The following is a 22,067-nucleotide window of genomic DNA, read 5'->3' as shown; positions in this document are numbered from 1 at the left end:
CGGACAGCGCGTTCAGGAGAGTATCATGAATGTGCACGCCAGCGCTTTGGCCGAAGCCCATCTCCCCGACGAGCAGACCACCGCTTTCGCGCGCGAGGCCATCGAGGACCTCTCGCAACAGCCGAAAAAGCTGTCGCCGAAATATTTCTATGACGCGACCGGCTCGGAGTTGTTCGAGGCGATCACGAAGCTGCCGGAATACTACCCGACCCGCACCGAGCTATCGATCCTGAAGGAGCGCGGCAGCGAGATCGCAAAGATCATTCCGGAGCATGCGGCCCTCGTCGAGTTCGGCGCCGGCGCGACCACGAAGGTCCGCCTGCTGCTCAATCAGTGCAAGTTCGCCGCCTATGTCCCCGTCGACATCTCTGGCGACTTCCTCCAGGCGCAGGCGAACGGGCTCAAGCGCGACTTCCCCGCGCTCGGCATCTATCCCGTCGCCGCCGACTTCACCACGCCGTTCGAGCTGCCCAAGGCGGTCGCGTCCATGCCGAAGGTCGGCTTTTTCCCCGGCTCGACCATCGGCAATTTCGAGCCGCATGAAGCGCAGGCGTTCCTGAAGAGCGCGCGACGTATCCTCGGCAGGGGCGCGCAGATGATCATCGGCGCCGACCTCGAGAAGGACGAGCGCGTGCTGTTCGATGCCTACAACGACGCGGCCGGCGTCACCGCGCGCTTCAACCTCAATGTCCTGGTGCGTATCAATCGCGAGCTCGGCGGCAATTTCGACCTGTCCGCCTTCACCCATCGCGCGATCTACAATCGCGAGCGGCACCGCATCGAGATGCACCTGATCAGCAAGAAGAGCCAGACCGTGCGGCTGCTCGGCACCAGCTTCTCGTTCCGTCCCGGCGAGAGCATTCATACCGAGAACAGCTACAAATACAGCATCGAACGCTTTGCCGCGCTGGCGCAAGGCGCCGGCTGGCGCGTGCGCGAGAGCTGGACGGACGCGGCGAAGATGTTCTCGGTGCATGCACTGGAGGTCGCGGAGTAAGCCTTCAGCGCTTTCAGAGCCGTTTCGCGGCGCATCCTTCGAGACGCCCACCTTCGGTGGGCTCCTCAGGATGAGGACGGAGTGTGCGGCAGCAAGTTCAACTGGCACCGATGCCGGTCAGCCTCATCCTGAGGAGACCGCAAAGCGGTCGTCTCGAAGGACGAGGCGCTTGTTCAGGCGGCTCCAGAGTCCTCGGCCTCCTCCGGCTTCGACCGCAGCGACATCGACTCCCACACCGCGACGACAATCATGATCACGCTCGTCGCCACCGACAGCCAGAGCGGCGACAGGTCGGCTGCGAACCACCACAGCGCCAGCAGCAGGATGATGCCGATGCCGTGCGAGAGCTGGAGGAAGCCGCGGATCGAGTGCTTGAACAGGATGGTGCCGACCAGAAACACCAGCGGACCGCCGATCGTGCTGACGATGGTGCGGATGTCGGAATGGCCGGTCGGATGCTTCAGCACCAGCTCGTCCGAGACCGCGGTCAGGATGATGCCGGCGACGATCGGCAGATGCAGATAGGTGTAGGCGAGCCGCGCCAGCCGGCCGGATTCGGCAGACTTCGAGAGCCGCTCCGAGCCGGCCTCGGCGCCCTTGTGGAAATAGACCCACCACATCGCGATACTGCCGACCAGTGCCGAGACGAAGGCCAGGATATTGTCGGCGGTCCATTGCAGCTCGGCAAAGGTCGCGCCATTGACGACGACGGCTTCGCCAAGCGCGATGATGATGAAGCCGGCGCAACGCTCGGCCATGTGGCCGCCATCGACGGCCCAGGCCTCGACCGACGAGAAGCCGAGCTTCGGGACCCAGAAGCGCACCGCGGGCGAGACATATTCGATCGCAAGCGCCACGATCCAGAACCACAGCCGTTCCTCGCCGTGCGCGAGGCCGCCGAGGATCCAGAAGACCGCCGAGCCGCAAAGCCAGATGAGGATGCGGATCGCATTGTGCCGCACCGCCGTCCGGTGGCGCGGGGTCGCGAACAGCCAGAACGCGGTGCGCCCGACCTGCATGGTCGCGTAGGCGACCGCAAACCAGAGGCCCCGGCCGTCGAAGGCGGTCGGGATCGTCGTGGACAGCACGAGGCCGCCCAGCATCATCAGGAAGATGAGGATACGGACCGGCGTCAGTTCGGGATTGAGCCAGTTGGTGACCCAGGCGGTGTAGACCCACACCCACCACACCGCCAGAAACAGCAGGGTGACCTCGACCGCGCCGAGCGGCGTGAAATGGTGCAGCAGCGTGTGCGACACCTGTGTAACGGCGAAGACGAAGACCAGGTCGAAGAATAGCTCGGCATTGGTGACGCGGCTGGGCTGGTTCGGAAGGATGACGCGAAACATCGCGCCGCGCGCATCATCCGCAGCCATCATCGCCTCCCGTCGCGCTGGTCAGGTCAGGTGCCGGGTACGCCGGTTTGCAGCGCCAGCGCGTGCAGCACGCCGCCCATCTGGCCTTGCAGGGACCGATAGACGATCTGGTGCTGCTGGACGCGGGACTTGCCGCGGAAGGATTCCGAGATCACGGTCGCGGCATAATGGTCGCCATCGCCGGCGAGGTCACGGATGGTCACCTCGGCATCGGGGATCGCTGCCTTGATCATCGCCTCGATATCGTGGGCGTCCATGGGCATTCGGGTCTAGCTCCTTATGTCGGCTGCAATGCAGCAGCCTCGTCGTCGAATCGCTCGCCGGGGTCCCCGGGACCGGCTCGGCCAAACTTAGCGTGAACGGCCTTCTACGTCACGCTTTCCGGCACTATATCCCTGGTCGCATCGGGATAAAGGCACGACAAAGTGCCGCGCGCGGCAGAATGATAGAAAAGGCGTGAATCATGAAGCTTCCAGGGCCGGACCACCCCATCACCATCACCCAAAACCCCCGGCGCGTCCGCGTCACGGCTGGCGACATCGTGATCGCCGAGACCAGCAAGGCACTGACCCTCAAGGAGGCCAGATATCCGGCGGTGCAATATGTGCCGCGGGAAGACGCCAACATGGCGCTCCTGGAGCGCACCAACCGCGTCACCCATTGCCCCTACAAGGGGGACGCGAGCTATTACAGCGTCAAGGCCGACGGCAAGACGCTCGACAATGCGATCTGGACCTACGAGACGCCCTTCCCCGCCATGACCGAGATTTCCGGCCACCTCGCCTTTTATCCGGACAAGGTGAAGATCGAGGAAGTGGGGTAGCCCCCCTGCGAGCGTCTGCGTCATGGCCGGGCTTGTCCCGGCCATCCACGTTCTTGGGCAATCGCGAATACAGAAGGACGTAGATGCCCGGGACAAGCCCGGGCATGACGACTGAGTGCGTGGCGCGCAGCCCCGCTACGCTCTGAATATCGTGAGCCCCAGTATCAGCAGCACCAGGAAGATCGCGACGAAGACGTAGAACAGGAAGCGGGCAATGTCGGCGGAGGCGGCCGAGAGACCCGTGAAACCGAGCACGCCGGCCACGATCGAGATCAATAAAAAGATCAGTGCCCATTTCAGGATCGTCATCGCCAACTCCGCACTGGATACCGCGTCTTGCGGCCCTCACGCCCATTTCGCGAACGCTAACTGCGATGCGCGGAACTGGTTCCAAACGGGAGTTGCAACTGTTGGATGATTGAAACGACCCTTGCTGAATCCGGTTCCCGGCGGCAGAGTCCGGCGGGGGCAGGAGCGCGGGGCGTTACGATGACGATATCACATACAGCGGCGATCGGCGCAGAGCCGCACACCGCACCGAAGGCCAAGGCGCGCAATCTGTCGCTCGATCGCGCCCGCACCTTTCTCACGCTGGTGGTGCTGCTGCATCACGCCGTCATTCCCTACACCCATTTCGGTCACACCGATCCCGCCTCCTGGGCGGGCTTCGACGTGATCGTGCTCGCGACCGACAGCTTCTTCATGGCGATGTTCTTCTTCCTGTCGGGGCTATTCACCTGGCCGGGCATTGCGCGCAAGGCGCCGTCGGTCTTCCTGCGCGACCGTCTGTTGCGGCTCGGCCTGCCGTTCGCGATCGCTGCGCTCACCGTCATTCCCATCGCCTATTACGCGATCGCGCTGCGGCACGATCCCGGGCTGAGCTTCGCGTCATTCTGGTGGAAGACCGTCACCGTCGGCCCTTGGCCGAGCGGCCCGATCTGGTTCGTCTGGGTGCTGCTGGCGTTCGACCTGACCGCGAGCCTGCTCTACCGGGTCTCGGCGCATCTGGTCGATCCCGGTAACCGCATCTCGCTGCTTGGATTCGCGCAGCCTACGGTGTTCTGGCTGATGCTCGTCGCCGTGAGCGTCATCGTCTACCTGCCGCCGCTGGTCTATTTCGGCACCAACAAATGGTTCGAGTTCGGGCCGTTCTCGGTGCAGGCGAGCCGGATCCTGCTCTATTTCGCCTATTTCTTCATTGGCGCCAGCGTCGGTGCCGCGAATTTCGATCGCGGCATCCTCGGCGCCGAGGGACAGTTGCCGAAGAGCCGCTGGCAGTGGGTGATCATCACGCTGATCCCCTACTGCCTGATGTGGTGCATGATCTACATCAAGCGCGAGATCCTCGGTAATCCCGATCACCTGCCGTCATGGTATCATGTGTTCTACGGCACGTTCTTCGTGCTGTTCTCGGCCTCGATCCTGCTCGCGATCCTGGCCTTCTTCCTGCATTCGAAATCGCCGGGACCGAACCTGCTCGACCGCATGCAGGCCGACGCCTACGGCATCTTCCTGGTGCACTATCCGATCGCGCTATGGATCCAGTACGCACTGTACGATTATGCGTGGCCCGCGATCGCAAAGGCCGCGATCGGCTTCGTGCTCACGGTGATCCTGAGCTGGGGCCTGACGGCGGCGTTACGGAAGATACCGGGTGCGTCGCACGTGTTGTGAGGCGCCGCACCCGTAGCCCGGATGAGCGCAGCGATATCCGGGACACAGTGCCAGCAAGGTCCCGGATGTCGCTTCGCTCATCCGGGCTACCAGACCGAGAGTGAGGCGGCCCCTCAGGCCGCCTTGCCGCCCATATACTCCGGCAGCCAGCGCTCGAACGACTTGCGCAGGGCATCGATCGACACAGGCGCCTCGCCTGCGATCGCGATGGCATCGCCGCCGGTGGTGCCGATCCGCACGCAGGGCACCTCGCAGCCGCGCATCTTGGCGAGGACGCGGCCGGCTTCGGTTTCCGGCACGGTGACGAGATAGCGCGCCTGGTCCTCGCCGAACCAATAGGCGTGCGAGACCAGCGAGGTCGGCGCCGCCAGCAGCTTGGCACCGATACCGCTCGCCATCGCCATCTCGGCGAGCGCGATCAGAAGGCCGCCGTCGGAGAGGTCGTGCACCGCCGTCGCGGTGCCGGCATGGATCATGCCGCGCACGCAATCGCCGTTGCGCTTCTCGGCCGCGAGATCGACCGGCGGCGGCGCGCCCTCTTCGCGACCGCAGATGTCGCGCAGGTACACGGATTGGCCGAGCCAGCCATGGGTCTCGCCGACCAGCAGGATCGCTTCGCCCTCGGCCTTGAAGGCGAGCGATGCGGATTTGGTGAAATCGTCGAGCAGGCCGACACCGCCGATCGAGGGCGTGGGCAGGATCGCGCGGCCGTTGGTCTCGTTGTAGAGCGAGACGTTGCCGGAGACGACCGGGAAGTCGAGCGTGCGGCAGGCTTCCGAGATGCCCTTCAGGCAGCCGACGAACTGGCCCATGATCTCGGGCCGCTCGGGGTTGCCGAAGTTGAGATTGTCGGTGATCGCAAGCGGCTTGCCGCCGACCGCGGTGATGTTGCGCCAGGCTTCCGCGACGGCCTGCTTGCCGCCCTCGAACGGATCGGCCTCGCAATAGCGCGGCGTGACGTCGACGGTGAGCGCCAGGCCCTTCGGCCCGTCCTGCACACGCACGACTGCGGCATCGCCGCCGGGGCGCTGCATGGTGTTGCCGAGGATGACGTGATCGTACTGCTCCCACACCCAGCGCTTGCTGCACATGTCGGGCGTGCCGATCAGCTTCTCCAGCGCGGCACCCAGGCCCATCGGCGCCGGCACGTCGCGCGCATGCACGACCGGCAGCGCGGCGGACGGAACATGGGGACGGTCATAGAGCGGCGCCTCGTCGCCGAGCTCCTTGATCGGCAAATCGGCCATGACGTCGCCGCCATGCTTGACCACGAAGCGCTTGCTCGGCGTGGTGTAGCCGACCACGGCGAAGTCGAGGCCCCACTTCTTGAAGATCGCCTCGGCTTCCTTTTCCTTCTCGGGCTTGAGCACCATGAGCATGCGCTCCTGGCTCTCCGAGAGCATCATCTCGTAGGCGCTCATGCCAGTCTCGCGGGTCGGCACCGAATCGAGATCGAGATCGACGCCGAGATCGCCCTTGGCGCCCATCTCGACCGCCGAGCAGGTCAGCCCCGCCGCGCCCATGTCCTGGATCGCGATGACGCAGCCCTTCTCCATGATCTCGAGACAGGCCTCCAGCAGCAGCTTTTCGGCGAAGGGATCGCCGACCTGCACGGTCGGACGCTTCTCCTCGGATTTGTCGTCGAACTCGGCCGACGCCATCGAGGCGCCGTGGATCCCGTCGCGGCCGGTCTTGGAGCCGAGATAGACGATCGGCATGTTCACGCCGGAGGCGGCCGCGTAGAAGATCTTGTCGGCATCGGCGAGGCCCACCGCCATCGCGTTGACGAGGATGTTGCCGTCATAGCGGGTGTGGAAACGGACCTGGCCGCCGACCGTCGGCACGCCGAAGGAATTGCCGTAGCCGCCGACGCCGGCCACGACGCCGGAGACAAGATGCCGGGTCTTGGCATGCTCGGGCGCGCCGAAGCTCAGCGCGTTGAGGCAGGCGATCGGGCGCGCGCCCATGGTGAAGACGTCGCGCAAAATGCCGCCGACGCCGGTGGTCGCGCCCTGGTAGGGCTCGATGTAGCTCGGGTGGTTGTGGCTCTCCATCTTGAAGACCACGGCCTGGCCGTCGCCGATGTCGATCACGCCGGCATTCTCGCCGGGGCCCTGGATCACCCAGGGGGCCTTGGTCGGCAGGCCGCGCAGATGGATGCGCGAGGACTTGTACGAGCAATGCTCGTTCCACATCGCCGAGAAGATGCCGAGCTCGGTGAAGGTCGGTTCCCGCCCGATCAGCTTGAGGATGCGCTCATATTCATCGGGCTTGAGCCCGTGGGCGGCAACCAGCTCGGGGGTGATCTTGGGTTCGTTCTTCATGGATTCGGGGCTTTCGGCGGCGGTTTGGCCGTTCTTAGGAACATCGAGGGCCGACGAAAAGCCCTTTGTGATGCATTTTCCCGCTGTCCCACGTTTTGCAAGGCGGGGCGGCGGGAACGGGAATTGCAAGGCGCTGACGGATCGGATTTAAGGGCTAAAGACCCGTAATTGAAGGCCCATTTCTTTGCACGAATTGACCAAATCGCCCCCGCCGCGCCGCCCCGACCTCCATGTCGCCACCGAGGGCGAATTTGAGGGCTGGCGGACCTGGATTCGCGACAGTTTTGAGTCCCATGTCGGCCCCTTCTGGCACCGGATCGAGGCCGACGGCAGCGTCCGCAGCGCCTTCCGGGTCGAGAAGAAGCACCTCAACGGCTCCGGGAACGTCCATGGCGGCTGCTACATGGCCTTCGCCGACTATTCCCTGTTTGCGATCGCCACCCATGTCCTGGACAGCCGGGCGGTGACGACCAATTTCTCCTGCGAATTCCTCGACGCGGCACGCGAGGGCGAGCTGATCGAATGCACCGGCGAGGTGAGCCGGGCCGGCGGCTCGCTGATCTTCCTGCGCGGCCAGATGAAGTCCGGCGAGCGGCTGCTGCTCACCTTTTCCGGCACGATCAAGCGGATGAAGCGGAAGCCGCAGCCCCAGCCAAACGCATAGCTCGACGCCTTCCCTTTTCGCAGCCCCTCGCCCACAGTTGCAGCAAGCGCTGTTGCGCCGGGGAGCAGGAACAAGGTGCCGCAGAGCACATCGCCGAGGGGCCGCGCAGCGGCCTCCGTATCGTCGTCGCTGCCGTCCATGCCCGCCACCGGCGCGCGCAACTGGCGCGACTATGCGCTGCTGTTTGCGCTGGCCTGCTGCTGGAGCTCGACCTATCCGCTGGCCAAGCTCGCGCTGGACACGATCCCGCCTGTGACCTTCATCTCGGCGCGCTCGCTGATCGCCGCCGCCTTCCTGTTCGCCATCCTCTGGGTGCGCGGGGTCAAGCTGCCGACCGACGTGGAGGCCTGGAAGCTGTTCGCAGTCCAGCAGCTGATCAACTCGACCTTCCCGTTCCTGATCATCACCTGGGCGCAGCTCTATGTCCCCGCGTCGAACACGGTGGTGCTTGCCTCGACGACGCCGATCTTCGCCTTCCTGATCACCTCGCTGATCACGCGGCATGAGCCGGCGACGCTGCTGAAGCTCGCAGGCGCGATCCTCGGCCTTGCCGGCACCGTCGCCATCGTCGGCCTCGATGCGCTGCGCGGCTTCGGCAGCGAGATCGTGGCGGAGCTCGCGATCCTGCTCGCCACCATCTCTTTCGCCTGCGCGACGATCTTCGGCTTGCGGCTCTCCGAATACGACCCGATGGTGGTGGCGACGGGCTCGCTGCTGTTCGGCGGCCTCGTGCTGCTGCCGCCCTCGCTGATCATCGACCAGCCCTGGACGCTGCACCCCACACCGACGGCGATCGTCGCCACCATCGTCATGGGCATCGTCTCGAGCGCGCTGGGATTGATGCTGTTCTACGTCTGCCTCGGCCGCCTCGGCACGCTGACCACGAACGCGCAGGGCTATCTGCGCATTCCCATCGGCGTCGGGCTGTCCGTGCTGCTGCTCGGCGAGAGCGTGCCGTCGAACCTCGCCCTCGGCCTGCTGCTGGTCATGGCCGGCGTTGCGGCCATGACGGTGCCGGCAGAGCGGTTGAAGCTGCGCTAGCTTCAGCCGCTTCTTACGAGGGTCAATCAGGCAGCAACGTTTGGCTGCCGGAAAGCCGCTTCCATCTCGCGGCGCACCCGCACGGCGAGACTGTCGGGATCGTACTCCACGTCCTCCCATCTCAACCGCTGGCCTTCCGCGATGTCGGTCTTGAGCTTGACCTGGTGAGCGAGGCCGAGCGGCAGATAGCCCTGCTTCAGCGAAGCATCGGCCGGGGTCTGCTTGCCCCAGACGCAGAACCCTCCTTCGCCGTCGAGCATCTCACCGGCCTTGAGCTTGCGCTTGGCGGTCGCGACCACGTCCGAATTGAACACGATCGGCGCACCGGTCGGCTCCTTGCGCAGCGCCGCCGACGCAACGGAGATGCCGAGCTCGAGCCCGATCATGTGGATCGGACGATAGAGCGAGGCGTATTTGCCGGTCTTGTCCGGCAGCATGCTGTATTCGCGAAAGCATTCCTCCGAATAGGCGCTGTCGGTCTCGAACACGACATAAGTGCCCATCACGAGGCTCTGCGGCACGTCGCTGCCGTCGCGATAGACTGACGAAGTCACCTCGGTGACGCCTGATTTCTCCAGCATGCCGCCATCGGATTTCGGCTTGCAGATCTCGGCGTGCTCGAAGCGGGTCGCGGGCGGGAACGACAGGCCCTCGCTTTGCGCATGCAGCCCGGTCGCGTTGCAGACCGCGGTCATCTCGATACCCGACTTGGTGCCGTCGACGAAGGAATTGAACATCTTCGGGTTGATCGAGTTGCGATCCTTAATCTTCATGTATTTGTCGAGGATGTCCCAGACCGTATCCGGCGTCGACTGGTGATAGGTCGGGTGATAGCGCGTGCCCTTGCCGGCGGCGACGACCTTGAAGCCGGCGGCGCGGGCCCAGTCGACGTGATCGGCGATCAGCGCCGGCTGGTCGCCCCAGGCGAGCGAATAGACGACGCCGGCCTGCTTCGCCTTGCGCGCCAGGATCGGACCTGCGACCGCATCCGCCTCGACATTGACCATCACGATGTGCTTGCCGTTCTCGATCGCCTTCATCGCGAAACGGATGCCGGCGCCGGGATCGCCAGTCGCCTCGATGATGACCTCGATGGCGGGATGGGTGATCAGCGCGTCGGCATTGTCGGTGACGACGGTGCGCCCATGCCTGAGCGCCTCGTCGATCGTGGTCGCCGCATATTGCTCTTCCGGCCAGCAGCCGAGCTTGAGCTGCGCGCGGGCACGGGCGGTGTTCAGGTCGGCGACGCCGACGAGATGCATGCCGTCGGTCTGGCGCACCTGCGACAGGAACATCAGGCCGAACTTTCCGGCTCCGATCAGGCCAATGGTAACAGGCTTGCCGGCCGCCTTGCGCTCCAGCAGCATGCGATGGAGATTCATCTGGATTTCCTTAAACGTTCCTCGGGTGACGGCGCTGTTGCAGCCGCGACAAGCGGCCGCGCGCGCCTTGTTCGGAAACGTTAGGCAGCGGCGAATCCGAGGGCAATTCAGATTATCTGTCGCGACGATGTAGGCGCGCTAAACAATCTGCGCGGTGTGCTGAGCGCTCCAGGCGTCGCGCTCCCCTCGCAGCCAATCGAGGAAGGTGCGGGTCTTGCGGTGACGCAGATGGCCGTGCGGACAGACGATCCATTGCGTCGTCAGCGTGACCTCCGGAGGGTTCTTCACGGGGCAAACCAGGCGGCCGTCGCGCAATTCGCGCCAGGCCAACAGCTCGCTGTCCAGCCCGATGCCGAGGCCGTCGACGGCCGCGTCGATCGCCATGTGGCTGCGGTCGAACAGCACGCGCTTCCAGCGTTCCACCGGCTCGAGGCCGGCCTCCGCGAACCAGCGCGGCCACTGCATCTGCGACTTCACCGAATGGATCAGCCGGTGCTTGAGCAGGTCTGCGGCGGAAAGGCTGCCCGCGGCAAAGGATGATGGTGCGCACAGCGGAAAAAAGCGCTCCTTGCCAAGGCTTTCGACGAACAGACCGGGCCAGCTACCCTCACCATGGCGAATCTCGAGGTCCACGTTCTCCTTGCGGAAATCTGTCGGCTCATTTGTGCCGTCGAGCCGCAATTCGATGTCCGGATTGGCGTTGACGAAGCCGGCAAGCCGCGGCAGCAGCCATTTGCTCGACACGCTCGGCGCCGCGCGCACCGTCAATGTGGTCGCCGAGCGGATGCCGCGGACATGTTGCGTCACGTCGGCGACGTGCTCGATCTCGCGGCTGATCATCTCGAAATAGCGCTCGCCGGCCTCGGTCAGCGTGATGTTGCGCCCGACCCGCGAGGTCAGCGCGGTGCCGAGATGCAGCTCCAGCGCCTGGATCTGCTGGCTGACGGCCGAAGGTGTCACCCGCAATTCATCCGCCGCGCGGGAAATGCTGCCCGCGCGCGCCACCGCGTGGAAGACGATGATGGCGCGGAAGGGGATCTGCATCAGGAAACCTTTTAGGCCAGCTAAAGTGACGGCGAATATAATTCAATTGTCGCCCATGGCCAGCGATCTAGGCTTCAGGCTCGAGGCAGCCCGCGACAGACGGGTACCGATAGAGGAAACAGGACCGCGCAGAGCGCCGGTCCGTCCAGGGGGAAGGAACGCAAGACCAGGCCCTTTCAGCAGACAAGCGATCTTGACGACCGGCGCAGCAAGGCCTGCGCGCGGCAACGAGCACGTGCGCCGACAAAGGCGCCGCACCAAACCATCAGGGAGGACTAACGATGTCGGGCAAGGGCCACAGGATTTCGCGCCGCAACTTCATGGTGGCGGCTGCCGCCGTTCCATTGGTTGCCATTCGCACCAGGCCGGCGCAGGCGGCCGAATTCGAATACAAGCTGGCCACCGGCCAGTCGCTGAGCCAGCCGATCAACACCCGCCTCGATCAGGCCGTGAAGCGGATCAAGGACGCGAGCGGTGGCAGGCTGGAGATCAAGTTCTTTCCAGCCTCGCAGCTCGGCTCGGACACCGATCTGTTGACCCAGATCCGCAGCGGCGGCGTCGATTTCCTCAACATCGCGGGCTCCGTGCTGTCGACGGTGGCGCCGGTCGCCGGCATCGCCAATGTCGGCTTTGCCTTCTCCGATTACGGCCAGGTCTGGCATGCAATGGACGGCGATCTCGGCAAGCTGATCGCAAGCCAGATCGAGAAGACCGGCGCACTGGTGATGGCGAAACCCGCCGACAACACGTTCCGGCAAATCTCGTCGTTCGCAAAACCGATCAAGACCCCCGCCGACCTCGCCGGCTACCGCATCCGTGTTCCGGTGTCGCCGATCTTCACCTCGCTGTTCAAGTCGCTCGGCGCCAATCCGACCTCGATCAACTTCAACGAATTGTACACGGCGTTGCAGACCCATCTGGTCGACGGCCAGGAGAACGGCCTCGTCACCATCGAGGCCGGCAAGATCTACGAGGTGCAGAAATACATCTCCGAGACCAACCACATCTGGGATCCCTTCTTTATCCTCGGCAACCGCCGCTCGGTGAAGGCGCTGCCTGACGATCTGCAGGCGTTGGTCCGTAAAGAGTTCGACCAGGCCGCGATGGAGCAGCGTGCGGATACCGCAAAGCTCAATCTGACGCTGAAGGACCAGTTGGTCGCCAAGGGCATCACTTTCGAGGTCTCCGACAAGGAGGCGTTCCGCAAGGAATTGTCGGCCGCCGGCTTCTACAAGGAATGGCGCGGCAAGTTCGGCGAGGACAATTGGAAGATCCTGGAGGCCGCGGCCGGAGCACTGGCATGAGTGCAGTGATCGGGATGCACGAAACCGCAACGCTCGGCGAAGCGCAGGCGTTGCGGGGACGCTGGCTGGAGCAGTCGCTGCGCTGGCTGGTGGAGATCCCGGCCGCGATCGCCGTGGTCGCCGAGGTGGTCATCCTGTTCACCGGCATCGTCGCACGCGGAATCTTCCACCGGCCGATCATCTGGTCGGACGAACTGGCGTCGATCCTGTTCCTCTGGCTGGCAATGCTCGGCAGCGCGATTGCCGTGCAGCGTTCGGCGCATATGCGCCTGACCTTCTTCACCTCATATCTGTCGCCACGCGCGGAGGCCTGGGCCTCGACGCTTGCAGCCGGCGGCGTCGCGCTGTTCCTCGCCATCATCCTGCATCCGGCACTGGATTATGTGGAAGACCAGGCCTTCGTCGAGACGCCGGCGCTCGGCTGGTCCGGCATGGTTCGCGCGGCCGCCATCCCGGTCGGCTGCATCATCGCACTCGCCAGCATCTGCCTTACGCTCGTCAAGCGATCGGCAAAGGACCTGCTTGCCGTCGCCGTCCTGTTTGCGGCGATTGCCGGCGTGCTCTATCTCGCAGGTCCATCGCTGAAGTCGCTCGGCAACKGGAACCTGCTGATCTTCTTCGTCGGCCTGCTCGGATGCGCCGTGATGGCGGGCGTGCCGATCGCGTTTTCCTTCTGTCTTGCGACCGTCGCCTTCCTGCTCACCACGACGCGGACGCCGCTGCTGGTCGTGGTCGGGCGGATCGATGAGGGCATGAGCTCGCTGATCCTGCTCGCCGTGCCGCTGTTCGTGCTGCTGGGACAACTCGTCGAGCAGACCGGCATGGCGCGCGTCATGGTCGCGTTCCTCGCCTCGATGCTCGGCCATATCAGGGGCGGACTATCCTATGTGATGCTGGGCGCCATGCTGCTGGTCTCGGGCATCTCCGGCTCGAAAACTGCCGACATGGCCGCCATCGCGCCGGTGCTGTTTCCCGAGATGCGCAAGCGCGGCATGAAGGATGGCGAGCTGGTGTCGCTGCTGGCGGCGTCGGGCGCGATGAGCGAGACCATTCCGCCATCGATCGTGCTGATCGCGATCGCCTCCGTCACCGGTGTCTCGATCGCGGCCCTGTTCACCGCCGGCATCCTGCCTGGCATCGTGCTGGCGATCGTGCTCGCTTTCGTCGCGCGCTATCGCGCGGGCACGGAGGAGAACGCCGCAGTCAAGGTCGCGCGTGCGCCGATGTCGGTGGTGGCGAAGACATTCTGGGCGGCGCTGCCGGCGTTGGCGCTACCGTTCCTGATCCGCAGCGCGGTGGTCGAGGGATTTGCGACCGCAACCGAAGTCTCGACCATCGGCATCGCATACTGCCTCGTGCTCGGCCTCATCATCTATCGCGGCAGCCTCGTCTGGAAGAACGTGCTGCCGATGCTGGTGCAGACCGCGTCGCTCTCCGGCTCGATCCTGTTCATCGTGGGGGCAGCGAGCGCGATGGCATGGGCGCTGGCGCAATCCGGCTTCTCGCATGATCTGGCCGCGCGCATGGCCGGCGTGCCTGGCGGCGCTTACGGCTTCCTCTTGATCTCGGTGGTCGCCTTCATCGTGCTCGGCAGCGTGCTGGAGGGGATTCCCGCCATCGTGCTGTTCGGTCCGTTGCTGTTCCCGGTCGCGGCAACGTTCGGCATCAACGAGGTGCATTATGCGATGGTGGTGATCCTGGCGATGGGCCTTGGCCTGTTCGCCCCGCCATTCGGCCTCTGCTATTACGCCGCCTGCAGCATCGGCGGCGTGTCGCCGGACGCGGGCATGCGCCGGATCTGGATCTATCTGGCCTGGCTGTTCCTCGGCCTGCTCCTGATCACCTTCGTGCCGTGGATCTCGCTGGTGTTTCTGTGAGATCGTCAAGCTGAAGCCGCTCGGCCCGGCCTCCCCTATGTCGAAAGTTGCTTCTCGGCGATCGAGAGCCATTCGGCCTGTGCCTTGCGCAGATATTTCGGCGCACGGCGCATCTGGATCAGCAGCTCGTTGAAGACCATGCGCGCCTCGGCGCTACGTCCAACCGTCTGCAGCAACATGCCGTAGCGCACCCGCGCTTCGGCGCCGGGGAAATAGCCGGTGAGAGCGTGATATTCCTCCAGCGCCTCGTCGGTCCGGCCGACCTCGGCGAGCGCGCGGGCGTAGAGCAGGTGCGCGTCCGCGGAATCGAAGTCCGGCCATTGCTTCTGGAGATCGTCGAGCGTCGTGAGCGCGTCGGCGGGACGCTTGGCGGAAAACTCGGCCTGCGCCTTGCGAAACGCATAGGCGGGATCGTGCCCCATCGGCAGCTTCAGGATGTGGTCATAATGCTGCTCGGCTTCGGCGAACCGGCCGACATTTACGCACTCATCCGCCAGTGCCGCGCGGTTGGCGATGGTGTCTGCGTCAGCCAGCCGGTCCGATAGCTCGCGATAGCGCTTCTCCGGATCGAGCCGGTTGGCGACGCGCTGACGCGCCTGCCGGGCACCGGGACTGGAAAACCATTCGGGAATGAGCTCGACCGCGATATAGGCGAGCGCGCCCATCATCGGCACCAGCAGGATGATGAAAGCCCAGGGTCGCAACCGCCCGGTTCGCGAGGCGTGATAGATCAGCGTGAGATCGAGCAGAAGAACGATCAGGGCAACGGGCATGTGACATCCACGGGCACAACGACAGCGCACGCTCCCTGATATCGCAATCGCAGCGACAGAACAACTTTGAGTTGCTCGCAGCCCTGGAAATCAGCAGCAGGGGACGCGCACGCCTTGATGGCGACGAGGAATCAGTCGTCCCGAGCGCGTTGCAGGTTCATGAGGCTGCGAACGAAGGCCGCTTACTGCTTGGCGTCGTCCGCCAGCATCTTCCGGTATTTCTCGACGTCGCGCGTCACTAGCTGCTGCAGCAGCTCCGGCGTGTGCTCGTTGTCATCGGGGGCAACGGTCGAAAGGTCGACAAAGCGCTTCTTCACCGCGTCGGTCTCGACCGCGGTCCGCGCAGCGGCATTCAGCTTGGCGATCACCGCCGGCGGGGTGCCCTTGGGCGCGAACAGGCCATTCCAGCCCTGCGCCTCGAACTCCGGCAGCCCGGCTTCAGACGACGTCGGCAGGTCCGGCAGCGTCGCAAGCCGAACGGTCGAGCCGACCACGAGGCCACGCACCAGCTTCTCGTTGATCGACTGCGAGACGGAGGCCGCGGCATCGCAGACGCCGTCGATCTGGCTACCGACGGCGTCGGTCAGCGCCGGTGCGGCGCCGCGATAGCCGACCAGGGTCGCGTCGATCCCGGCGGCGGTGACGAAGCTCTTGCAGATCAGGTAGTTCGAGGAGCCGACGCCGGCATGGCCGAGATTGATCTTGCCCGGATTGGCCTTGGCGTAGGCGATGAACTCCTTGAGGTCCTTCGCCGGAAAATCCTTGCGCAGCGCGATGATGCCGAACGTCTTCGCCACCATCGCGATCGGCACGAAGGACTCGGGCGTGAACGGTAGCTTGGGATAGATGGTGTAGGTCGCGGCATTGGTGCCGGCGTTGCCGATCGCGATCGTGTAGCCGTCGGGCTCGGCGCGCGAGGCGCGCGCCAGCGCGGTCGAGCCGCCTGCGCCCGCTACGTTCTCGATCACGATGGTCTGGCCGAGCGCAACGCTCATCTGCTCGGCCACCGTGCGCGCGATCACGTCGGAAGTGCCGCCAGCCGCGAACGGCACGATCATGGTGATCGGGCGCTTGGGATAATCCTGCGCGAACGCGGCAGTCGCGAACGACAGCGCCGCGAGCGCGGCGAGCGAACGCTTCAACACGAGCGCAATCACGCGGCCTTTTCCAGATGCTGGGCGAGGCCGGCGAACAGGCCGCGGCCGTCGGTGCAGCCCATGATGTCTTCGACGTGGTTTTCCGGATGCGGCATCATGCCGAGCACGTTGCCCTTGTCGTTGACGAGGCCGGCGATGGAATGCGCCGCGCCGTTGATGTTGTGGCTCTCGTCCACCACGCCGTCGGCCGAGCAGTAGCGATAGAGCACCCGCCCCTCGCCTTCGAGCCGCTTGATGGTCTCCTCGTCCGCCTCGTAATTGCCCTCGCCATGGGCGACCGGCACGCGGATCACCTGGCCGGCATTGTAGCCGCGCGTGAACGGCGTGTCGGAGCGCTCGACGCGCAGATGCACGTCCTTGCAGATGAACTTCAGCCGCGCATTGCGCATCAGCACGCCCGGCAACAGGCCGGACTCGCACAGGATCTGGAAGCCGTTGCAGACGCCGAGCACGAGGCCGCCCTTGGCCGCGTAGTCGCGCACCGCATCCATTACCGGCGCACGCGCCGCGATTGCGCCACAGCGCAGGTAATCGCCATAGGAGAAGCCGCCCGGCACGACCACGAGGTCGGTGCCCGCCGGCAGCGACGTCTCGGCGTGCCAGACCATCGCGGGCTCGCTGCCGGAGATCAGCCTCAAGGCGCGCGCCATGTCGCGCTCACGGTTGATTCCGGGAAAGACGAGGAAGGCGGCTTTCATGTTCAGGTTCCGGCGGTGACGGGAATCGGGGCTGGCCAAAGGGCCAATTCGTGAAGAGACATAGCCATTTGACGGGGATTTTACCAGTGCTAGCCTTGCCGGGCGGCCTTGTACACAGGCCATAGCCTTGGGCGTTTTTGCCTGACGAATTGCCGGGATTGGAGCCATGAACGTCCCGTCGCCGCCTGCATCCCAATCCGAGCCGGTATCCACCGAGGGCGTCGTCGCCGCCGGCGCCTATGTCGACGGCAGGCGCATTGCCAACATCGCCATCAGCGAAGCGTCGAGCTGGCGGGCCAAGCCCGGCCACGTGGTCTGGATCGGGCTGCACGAGCCGGACATGGCGCTGCTCGGCGCGGTGCAGAAGCAGTTCGACCTGCACGACCTCGCTATCGAGGATGCCGACCACGCCCATCAGCGCCCCAAGATCGAGCAATATGGCGAGGCCCTGTTCATCGTGGCGCGGACGGCGCAGCTGATCGAGGGCCGCATCGCCTTCGGCGAGACGCACATCTTCGTCGGGGAAGGCTATCTGGTCTCGGTGCGCCATGGCGCCTCGACCTCCTATACGCCGGTGCGCGAACGCTGCGAGAGCTGCCCGCGAGCGCTCGCGCGCGGCGAGGACTACATCCTCTATGCGATCCTCGATTTCATCGTCGACAATTACTCGCCGGTGCTCGAGAGCATCCACGACGAGGTCGAGGGCATCGAGGACGACGTGCTCTCCAAGCCGATCAGCAAGGCGCAGATCGAGCGGCTCTACATGCTGCGTCGCGACCTCCTGCGGCTCAGGACCGCGATCGGCCCGCTGGTGGAGGTCTGCCGGCGCCTGGAGCATGACGAGCTGGCGATGGTCCGGCAGGCCATGCAGCCGCTGTTCCGCGACGTCACCGACCACGTCAGGAACATCCAGGAGCGCATCGATTCCATGCGCGAGGTGCTGGCCTTCGCCTTCGAGGCGAGCCTCCTGGTCGGACAGGCACAGGAGACCGCGGTGTCGAAGAAGCTCGCCTCGTGGCTGGCGATCATCGCCATCCCGACCGCGCTTGCCGGCATCTACGGCATGAACTTCAAGCACATGCCGGAGCTGGAATGGGAGTACGGCTACTACATGCTGCTCGGCGTGATGCTGGCCGCCTGCGGCGCGCTCTACTGGCGCTTCCGCCGCGTCGGCTGGCTGTGAGCTTCGACTGGTCGTAGCCAGTGCCGCTTCGGTTGAAGGCTCGGCGCGCGTTGGGGATGATGGTCGTACGCGGCGGATGCGCCGCCACGCAGATAGGAAAGAGATCGCGGCCCCAGCGAGGCTGGGGCCACGCTCCTCAGCCGATCAACTCGACCCGATAGTTCTCGATCACCGTGTTCGCCAGCAGCTTGTCGGCAGCTTCCTTCAGCGCGGCTTCGGCCTTGGCCTTGTCGGCGCCGGCGAGCTCGATGTCGAACACCTTGCCCTGGCGGACGCTGGCGACGCCGTCGACGCCGAGCGACTTCAGCGCGCCTTCGATGGCCTTGCCCTGCGGATCGAGGATGCCGGTCTTCAGGGTAACGGTAACACGTGCCTTCACGTCAAAATCCTCTTCAGCTCTTCACCAGCACCGGGCCTGTGCCCTGCGGACGCTCGTTCTCCATGAGGATGCCGAGGCGCTTTGCGACTTCCGTGTAGGCCTCGAGCAGGCCGCCGAGGTCGCGGCGGAAGCGATCCTTGTCGAGCTTCTCGTTCGACTTGATGTCCCACAGACGGCACGAGTCCGGCGAGATCTCATCGGCGACGATGATGCGCATCATCTCGTTCTCGAACAGGCGGCCGCACTCCATCTTGAAATCGACGAGGCGGATGCCAATGCCGAGGAAGAGGCCAGTGAGGAAGTCGTTGACGCGGATGGCGAGCGCCATGATGTCGTCGATCTCCTGCGGCGTCGCCCAGCCGAAGGCCGTGATGTGCTCTTCCGACACCATGGGGTCGTTGAGCTGGTCGTTCTTGTAATAGAACTCGATGATCGAGCGAGGCAGCTGCGTGCCCTCCTCGATGCCGAGGCGCTGCGACAGCGAGCCGGCGGCAACGTTCCGCACCACCACTTCCAGCGGCACGATCTCGACCTCGCGAATCAACTGCTCGCGCATGTTGAGGCGGCGGATGAAGTGGGTCGGCACCCCGATGTCGTTGAGGTGCTGAAACAGGTACTCCGAGATCCGGTTGTTGAGGACACCCTTGCCCTCGATCACCTGATGCTTCTTGGCATTGAACGCAGTGGCGTCGTCCTTGAAGTGCTGGATCAGAGTACCGGGCTCGGGACCTTCATACAGAACCTTTGCCTTGCCTTCATAAATGCGACGCCGACGGCTCATGGGGATGTACCGTGTTTTGTTGAAATCCATGTATTTGGTGTGCTCCGGTTACCAGGTTACGACCCACAGCGGAGCTGCCGTGAACGGCCCGGAACCCGTCTGGAACCCTCGGAAACACCAAGGAAACAGAAGGGGAACCACGCCTTCAGGCAACCTATCCGATTGGCTGTCCCAGCACAATCGATCCGGCCCATCCGGTGCTGACTTATACCGCCTTGCCTGCGGCTTAACGGCTCGTTGTTTTGCCGATTCCTGCCCCCTATCTAGGCATGCGCCCGGGCCCCCGCAACGAGGGTTCTGAGCTCCAGCCAATAGGGAATTGGAAGACGCATGAGCGAAATCAACAAGCGCGAGGAAGGCTTTGAGAAGAAGTTCGCCCTCGACGAGGAGCAGAAATTCAAGGCGGAGGCCCGCCGCAACCGTCTGCTCGGCCTGTGGGCGGCCGAAAAGCTCGGAATTTCCGGTGATGCCGCCACGGCCTACGCCAAGGAGGTCGTCGCGGCCGATTTCGAGGAAGCCGGCGATGCCGACGTCCTGCGCAAGGTCGCTGCCGATTTCGCCGCCAAGAACATCGCCGTCACCGAACAGGCGATTCGCGCCAAGATGAGCGAGCTGCTCGCGGTCGCGGCCGCCGAGGTGAAGGCAGGAAAATAGACCCGATAACGGCCCCAATGGCCGGCGGCGAGGAAACCGATTCCACCTGCTACCTCGCCGCCCGCCTCTCCGAAAACTCCCGCCGGACGATCTCCAGCAGACGCTGCGAGGCGGCGCTCAGGAAGCCGCCGCGCCGGACAACCGCGACGACGTCGTGGGTTGCGCTGAGATCGCCGACGCGGATCGTCGCGATCGACCCCGATGCCAATTCTTCCGCCGCGTTGCTCTGTGACAGCAATGCGATTCCGAACCCGGCTTCGACCAGGCGCTTCTGCGCGGTGAGGCTGTCGACCGCCGTCCATTCGATCTCGCCCAGCCCCGCGGTCTGAAACAGCGCGAAGACATGCGAGGCCGTGATCTCGCGGCGGCCCGGCACTTCCGGAAACGCGATCCATTTCTCGGCGTAGAGATCCCTGAGCCTCGCTACGCGCTTGCGGGCCAGCGGATGATCCGGCGCGCACACCACCTGCAGCGGCTCGGCAAACAGCAATTCGCAGTCCAGATCCGCCGAGCGGTCGCGGTCGTAGCGCAGGCCAATGGTCGCCTCCCCGCGCCGGATGAGATCGGAGACCTCGGCGCTGGTCGCCGTGCGCAGCGTCAGCGCGACGTCCCTGTGCCGGGCGGCGAAGCGTTTCAGCACCTTCGAAAGCCTGCCGCCCGCGAGCGTGCCCGTCACCGCCAGCGAGACCGGTCCGGCGCTGTCGCGCAGCAGCGCGCGCACCGCGTTCTCGGCGTCCAGCGCCGCCGCCACCGCACGTTCGGCATAGGGCACCATGACGCGTCCGGCATCGCTGAGCCGCGTCTTGCCCGCAACGCGCTCGAACAAGGGCACGCCGAGCTCCTGCTCGAGCAGCGCGATGCGCCGCGAGATCGCCGGTTGCGAGCGATGCAGCGCCTTTGCGGCGTTGGAGATGCCGCCGCGCCGGTGCACCACCAGGAACGTGTTGAGCGCGTCGCTGTCCATGCCGGACCTCATGCAAAAAGCTGATGATATCGAGAGAAATAACAAATTTGTCTGATGGGCGAAACCGCCCTATCGCTGGGGCCGCAACAGCAGACGCACAGGAGCCCCCATGCGCAGCCAGGCCGACAAGGCAGCACGATTTCGCGAACTGCATCAGCGCCCCGGCGCCTTCATCATTCCTAACCCCTGGGATGCCGGCACCGCAAAACTGCTCGCCGCGATGGGTTTCGAGGCGCTGGCAACCACGAGCCTTGGCCTTGCCAACACGCTCGGCAGCACCACCGTGAGCCTCGATGCCATCCTCGAGAACTGCAGGGTCATCGCCGAGGCGACCGATCTTCCCGTCAACGCCGACCTCGAAAATTGCGGCGCCGACAATCCCAAAGCCGCGGCACGTGCGATCACGCGGGCGGCGGAGGCCGGCTGCGTCGGCGGCTCGATCGAGGATTTTACCGGCGACCCCGGCAAGCCGATCTACGATTTCCAGCTCGCGGTCGAACGCGTGCAGGCCGCCGTCGAGGCCGCACGCGCGCTCCCCTTCCCGTTCACGCTGACCGCCCGCGCCGAGAACCTGCTGAAGGGCAGGAACGATCTCGACGACACCATCCGGCGGCTGCAGGCCTTCGAGGCCGCCGGCGCCGACGTGCTGTATGCGCCGGGGGTCCACGACATCGACACCATCCGCACCGTCGCCGCGTCGGTCAAGAAGCCCTTCAACCTGGTGATGGGCTTTGCCGACCCGACGCTGACGGTCGAGCAGATCGCCGCCGCCGGCGTCAAGCGCATCAGCGTCGGCGGTGCCATGGCCCGCGTGGCGCTCGCCGCGTTCCTCAAATGCGCCCGCGAAATGAAGGATCAGGGTGCCTTCACCTACGTCCGCGAGATGGCGCCGATCGGCGAGGTGCGGGCGGCGTTCGGCTGACGGGCGCCCTGCGGAACAGTCCGCCTCCCCGGCTCGGCCGGGAGGAATGT

At 65.0% G+C, this 22,067-nt stretch carries 22 protein-coding genes; 10 read left to right on the top strand and 12 right to left on the bottom strand.

The window, feature by feature from the left end; translation table 11 throughout:
* Positions 1-25 precede the first annotated feature (25 nt).
* Positions 26-997: an L-histidine N(alpha)-methyltransferase gene (gene egtD, locus A7X65_RS00655; protein WP_063682467.1), complete on the top strand. Its 972-nt coding sequence runs from the start codon at positions 26-28 to the stop codon at positions 995-997.
* Between the two features lie 173 nt (positions 998-1,170).
* Here egtD and A7X65_RS00650 read toward each other — a convergent pair whose 3' ends face one another.
* Together A7X65_RS00650 and A7X65_RS00645 are read right to left on the bottom strand one after the other, a co-directional pair.
* Positions 1,171-2,373, bottom strand: coding sequence for a low temperature requirement protein A (locus tag A7X65_RS00650; RefSeq protein ID WP_063682466.1), 1,203 nt, complete (start codon positions 2,371-2,373; stop codon positions 1,171-1,173).
* A 26-nt stretch (positions 2,374-2,399) separates the two neighbouring features.
* Complete coding sequence (locus tag A7X65_RS00645) at positions 2,400-2,636, bottom strand: BolA family protein (RefSeq protein ID WP_015685068.1); 237 nt, start codon at positions 2,634-2,636, stop codon at positions 2,400-2,402.
* Between the two features lie 200 nt (positions 2,637-2,836).
* On the opposite strand from A7X65_RS00645, the gene A7X65_RS00640 reads away from it, so the two are divergent.
* Positions 2,837-3,196: a DUF427 domain-containing protein gene (locus A7X65_RS00640; RefSeq protein WP_063682465.1), complete on the top strand. Its 360-nt coding sequence runs from the start codon at positions 2,837-2,839 to the stop codon at positions 3,194-3,196.
* 135 nt (positions 3,197-3,331) lie between these two features.
* On the opposite strand, the gene A7X65_RS00635 is transcribed toward A7X65_RS00640, so the two are convergent.
* Positions 3,332-3,505 carry a DUF1328 domain-containing protein gene (locus tag A7X65_RS00635; protein ID WP_063682464.1) on the bottom strand — a complete coding sequence of 58 codons (174 nt, stop codon included), beginning with the start codon at positions 3,503-3,505 and terminating at the stop codon, positions 3,332-3,334.
* A gap of 180 nt (positions 3,506-3,685) precedes the next feature.
* On the opposite strand from A7X65_RS00635, the gene A7X65_RS00630 reads away from it, so the two are divergent.
* Positions 3,686-4,870 carry an acyltransferase family protein gene (locus A7X65_RS00630; RefSeq protein ID WP_063682463.1) on the top strand — a complete coding sequence of 395 codons (1,185 nt, stop codon included), beginning with the start codon at positions 3,686-3,688 and terminating at the stop codon, positions 4,868-4,870.
* 113 nt (positions 4,871-4,983) lie between these two features.
* Here the strand turns inward: A7X65_RS00630 and purL are convergent, their stop codons facing one another.
* Positions 4,984-7,194: a phosphoribosylformylglycinamidine synthase subunit PurL gene (purL, locus tag A7X65_RS00625; RefSeq protein WP_063682461.1), complete on the bottom strand. Its 2,211-nt coding sequence runs from the start codon at positions 7,192-7,194 to the stop codon at positions 4,984-4,986.
* Between the two features lie 184 nt (positions 7,195-7,378).
* Here purL and A7X65_RS00620 point away from each other — a divergent pair, with 184 nt between their 5' ends.
* Together A7X65_RS00620 and A7X65_RS00615 are read left to right on the top strand one after the other, a co-directional pair.
* Positions 7,379-7,858, top strand: a complete 480-nt coding sequence (locus tag A7X65_RS00620; protein WP_063682459.1) for a PaaI family thioesterase — start codon at positions 7,379-7,381, stop codon at positions 7,856-7,858.
* Positions 7,859-7,933: 75 nt separating this feature from the next.
* Entirely contained in the window at positions 7,934-8,899 is a 966-nt protein-coding gene (locus A7X65_RS00615; RefSeq protein WP_063682457.1) for a DMT family transporter, read from the top strand.
* 26 nt (positions 8,900-8,925) lie between these two features.
* On the opposite strand, the gene A7X65_RS00610 is transcribed toward A7X65_RS00615, so the two are convergent.
* Both A7X65_RS00610 and A7X65_RS00605 read right to left on the bottom strand, forming a co-directional pair.
* Positions 8,926-10,281, bottom strand: a complete 1,356-nt coding sequence (locus A7X65_RS00610) for an NAD(P)H-dependent oxidoreductase (RefSeq protein WP_063682456.1) — start codon at positions 10,279-10,281, stop codon at positions 8,926-8,928.
* 138 nt (positions 10,282-10,419) lie between these two features.
* Positions 10,420-11,325: a LysR substrate-binding domain-containing protein gene (locus A7X65_RS00605; protein ID WP_063682454.1), complete on the bottom strand. Its 906-nt coding sequence runs from the start codon at positions 11,323-11,325 to the stop codon at positions 10,420-10,422.
* Between the two features lie 281 nt (positions 11,326-11,606).
* On the opposite strand from A7X65_RS00605, the gene A7X65_RS00600 reads away from it, so the two are divergent.
* Complete coding sequence (locus tag A7X65_RS00600; RefSeq protein ID WP_063682452.1) at positions 11,607-12,629, top strand: TRAP transporter substrate-binding protein; 1,023 nt, start codon at positions 11,607-11,609, stop codon at positions 12,627-12,629.
* Positions 12,626-14,506 (top strand): TRAP transporter large permease, encoded by a 1,881-nt coding sequence (locus A7X65_RS00595; protein WP_156527573.1) that lies wholly within the window; start codon positions 12,626-12,628, stop codon positions 14,504-14,506. Before A7X65_RS00600 ends, A7X65_RS00595 begins: the two co-directional genes overlap by 4 nt.
* 35 nt (positions 14,507-14,541) lie before the next feature.
* Here A7X65_RS00595 and A7X65_RS00590 read toward each other — a convergent pair whose 3' ends face one another.
* From A7X65_RS00590 to purQ, 3 genes are all read right to left on the bottom strand, one after another.
* Entirely contained in the window at positions 14,542-15,279 is a 738-nt protein-coding gene (locus A7X65_RS00590) for a tetratricopeptide repeat protein (RefSeq protein ID WP_063682450.1), read from the bottom strand.
* A 182-nt stretch (positions 15,280-15,461) separates the two neighbouring features.
* Positions 15,462-16,436, bottom strand: coding sequence for a tripartite tricarboxylate transporter substrate binding protein BugD (locus tag A7X65_RS00585; protein ID WP_063682448.1), 975 nt, complete (start codon positions 16,434-16,436; stop codon positions 15,462-15,464).
* Complete coding sequence (purQ, locus tag A7X65_RS00580; RefSeq protein ID WP_063682447.1) at positions 16,433-17,134, bottom strand: phosphoribosylformylglycinamidine synthase subunit PurQ; 702 nt, start codon at positions 17,132-17,134, stop codon at positions 16,433-16,435. The genes A7X65_RS00585 and purQ overlap by 4 nt, the downstream gene beginning before the upstream one ends.
* 166 nt (positions 17,135-17,300) lie before the next feature.
* Here purQ and A7X65_RS00575 point away from each other — a divergent pair, with 166 nt between their 5' ends.
* A complete protein-coding gene (locus A7X65_RS00575) occupies positions 17,301-18,317 on the top strand; it encodes a magnesium and cobalt transport protein CorA (protein WP_063682445.1) in 1,017 nt (338 codons plus the stop codon).
* A 136-nt stretch (positions 18,318-18,453) separates the two neighbouring features.
* Here the strand turns inward: A7X65_RS00575 and purS are convergent, their stop codons facing one another.
* Both purS and purC read right to left on the bottom strand, forming a co-directional pair.
* Entirely contained in the window at positions 18,454-18,696 is a 243-nt protein-coding gene (purS, locus tag A7X65_RS00570) for a phosphoribosylformylglycinamidine synthase subunit PurS (RefSeq protein WP_063682443.1), read from the bottom strand.
* 13 nt (positions 18,697-18,709) lie between these two features.
* Entirely contained in the window at positions 18,710-19,477 is a 768-nt protein-coding gene (gene purC / locus A7X65_RS00565) for a phosphoribosylaminoimidazolesuccinocarboxamide synthase (protein WP_172782948.1), read from the bottom strand.
* Between the two features lie 330 nt (positions 19,478-19,807).
* Here purC and A7X65_RS00560 point away from each other — a divergent pair, with 330 nt between their 5' ends.
* A complete protein-coding gene (locus A7X65_RS00560; protein WP_063682441.1) occupies positions 19,808-20,131 on the top strand; it encodes a DUF1476 domain-containing protein in 324 nt (107 codons plus the stop codon).
* Between the two features lie 49 nt (positions 20,132-20,180).
* On the opposite strand, the gene A7X65_RS00555 is transcribed toward A7X65_RS00560, so the two are convergent.
* A complete protein-coding gene (locus A7X65_RS00555; RefSeq protein WP_063682439.1) occupies positions 20,181-21,095 on the bottom strand; it encodes a LysR family transcriptional regulator in 915 nt (304 codons plus the stop codon).
* Positions 21,096-21,204: 109 nt separating this feature from the next.
* Here A7X65_RS00555 and A7X65_RS00550 point away from each other — a divergent pair, with 109 nt between their 5' ends.
* Positions 21,205-22,017, top strand: a complete 813-nt coding sequence (locus A7X65_RS00550) for an isocitrate lyase/PEP mutase family protein (RefSeq protein WP_063682437.1) — start codon at positions 21,205-21,207, stop codon at positions 22,015-22,017.
* Positions 22,018-22,067: the final 50 nt, after the last annotated feature.

The organism is Bradyrhizobium stylosanthis, assembly GCF_001641335.1.
GTDB classification, from domain to species: domain Bacteria; phylum Pseudomonadota; class Alphaproteobacteria; order Rhizobiales; family Xanthobacteraceae; genus Bradyrhizobium; species Bradyrhizobium stylosanthis.
The sequence above is the reverse complement of the archived record's forward strand: the minus strand, read 5'-3'. Positions and strand labels throughout refer to the sequence as shown.

Excerpts from the sequence above, each read along its gene's own strand:
- A7X65_RS00575 (WP_063682445.1), top strand. The coding sequence starts at position 17,301 with ATGAACGTCCCGTCGCCGCCTGCATCCCAATCCGAGCCGGTATCCACC.
- A7X65_RS00650 (WP_063682466.1), bottom strand. The coding sequence starts at position 2,373 with ATGGCTGCGGATGATGCGCGCGGCGCGATGTTTCGCGTCATCCTTCCG.
- A7X65_RS00600 (WP_063682452.1), top strand. The coding sequence starts at position 11,607 with ATGTCGGGCAAGGGCCACAGGATTTCGCGCCGCAACTTCATGGTGGCG.
- egtD (WP_063682467.1), top strand. The coding sequence starts at position 26 with ATGAATGTGCACGCCAGCGCTTTGGCCGAAGCCCATCTCCCCGACGAG.
- purL (WP_063682461.1), bottom strand. The coding sequence starts at position 7,194 with ATGAAGAACGAACCCAAGATCACCCCCGAGCTGGTTGCCGCCCACGGG.
- A7X65_RS00610 (WP_063682456.1), bottom strand. The coding sequence starts at position 10,281 with ATGAATCTCCATCGCATGCTGCTGGAGCGCAAGGCGGCCGGCAAGCCT.
- A7X65_RS00635 (WP_063682464.1), bottom strand. The coding sequence starts at position 3,505 with ATGACGATCCTGAAATGGGCACTGATCTTTTTATTGATCTCGATCGTG.
- A7X65_RS00550 (WP_063682437.1), top strand. The coding sequence starts at position 21,205 with ATGCGCAGCCAGGCCGACAAGGCAGCACGATTTCGCGAACTGCATCAG.
- A7X65_RS00555 (WP_063682439.1), bottom strand. The coding sequence starts at position 21,095 with ATGGACAGCGACGCGCTCAACACGTTCCTGGTGGTGCACCGGCGCGGC.
- A7X65_RS00645 (WP_015685068.1), bottom strand. The coding sequence starts at position 2,636 with ATGCCCATGGACGCCCACGATATCGAGGCGATGATCAAGGCAGCGATC.
- A7X65_RS00630 (WP_063682463.1), top strand. The coding sequence starts at position 3,686 with ATGACGATATCACATACAGCGGCGATCGGCGCAGAGCCGCACACCGCA.
- A7X65_RS00560 (WP_063682441.1), top strand. The coding sequence starts at position 19,808 with ATGAGCGAAATCAACAAGCGCGAGGAAGGCTTTGAGAAGAAGTTCGCC.
- A7X65_RS00640 (WP_063682465.1), top strand. The coding sequence starts at position 2,837 with ATGAAGCTTCCAGGGCCGGACCACCCCATCACCATCACCCAAAACCCC.
- A7X65_RS00605 (WP_063682454.1), bottom strand. The coding sequence starts at position 11,325 with ATGCAGATCCCCTTCCGCGCCATCATCGTCTTCCACGCGGTGGCGCGC.
- purC (WP_172782948.1), bottom strand. The coding sequence starts at position 19,477 with ATGAGCCGTCGGCGTCGCATTTATGAAGGCAAGGCAAAGGTTCTGTAT.
- A7X65_RS00590 (WP_063682450.1), bottom strand. The coding sequence starts at position 15,279 with ATGCCCGTTGCCCTGATCGTTCTTCTGCTCGATCTCACGCTGATCTAT.
- purQ (WP_063682447.1), bottom strand. The coding sequence starts at position 17,134 with ATGAAAGCCGCCTTCCTCGTCTTTCCCGGAATCAACCGTGAGCGCGAC.